We start from the raw sequence: 946 nt of genomic DNA on the forward strand, positions 1-946 counted from the left end.
TCCTGTTCCTCCTGAAGCTACTATAGTTTGACTATATCCAGTATTGTAATCATAACCAGACAAAACTGTTGTTGTGAAATTAATTGCTGTAGGTTGTGTAATAATAAAGTCAACGGTAGTAGTACAGTTGTTAGCATCGGTTACAGTACATGTCCATGTACCAGGAGTTAGACCTGTTACAGAAGTTGTACCATCACCAGTTGGGTTACCCGGAGTCCAGTTGTAAGTATATCCACCTGCTCCACCAGTAGGGGTATTAATTGAAGCCGCTCCGTTCGAGCCACCATTACAAGACACATTTGTTTGTGAAGCCACAGTAGCTACTAGAGCTGTTGGTTGTGTAATAGTAAAGTTAACTGCTGTAGTACAGTTGTTAGCATCGGTTACAGTACATGTCCATGTACCAGGAGTTAGACCTGTTACAGAAGTTGTACCATCACCAGTTGGGTTACCCGGAGTCCAGTTATAGGTATATCCACCTGCACCTCCTGTAGGGGTATTAATTGAAGCCGCTCCGTTCGAGCCACCATTACAAGATATATTGGTTTGTGAAGCGGCAGTAGCTACTAGAGCTGTTGGTTGTGTAATAGTAAAGTTAACTGCTGTAGTACAGTTGTTAGCATCGGTTACAGTACATGTCCATGTACCATGAGTTAGACCTGTTACAGAAGTTGTACCATCACCAGTTGGGTTACCCGGAGTCCAGTTATAAGTATATCCACCTGCACCTCCTGTAGGGGTATTAATTGAAGCCGCTCCGTTCGAGCCACCATTACAAGATACATTTGTTTGTGAAGCCGCAGTAGCTACTAGAGTTGTTGGTTGTATAATAGTAAAGTTAACTGCTGTAGTACAGTTGTTAGCATCGGTTACAGTACATGTCCATGTACCAGGAGTTAGACCTGTTACAGAAGTTGTACCATCACCAGTTGGGTTACCCGGAGTC

Annotated in this window: 1 pseudogene; it reads right to left on the reverse strand. The window is 43.2% G+C overall.

Features of this window, described 5'->3' with window-relative positions:
• Positions 1-946: pseudogene (locus FLACHUCJ7_RS00130) on the reverse strand (hypothetical protein); the annotation flags it as partial.

This window comes from Flavobacterium salmonis (genome assembly GCF_903819435.1).
Classification (GTDB): domain Bacteria; phylum Bacteroidota; class Bacteroidia; order Flavobacteriales; family Flavobacteriaceae; genus Flavobacterium; species Flavobacterium chungangense.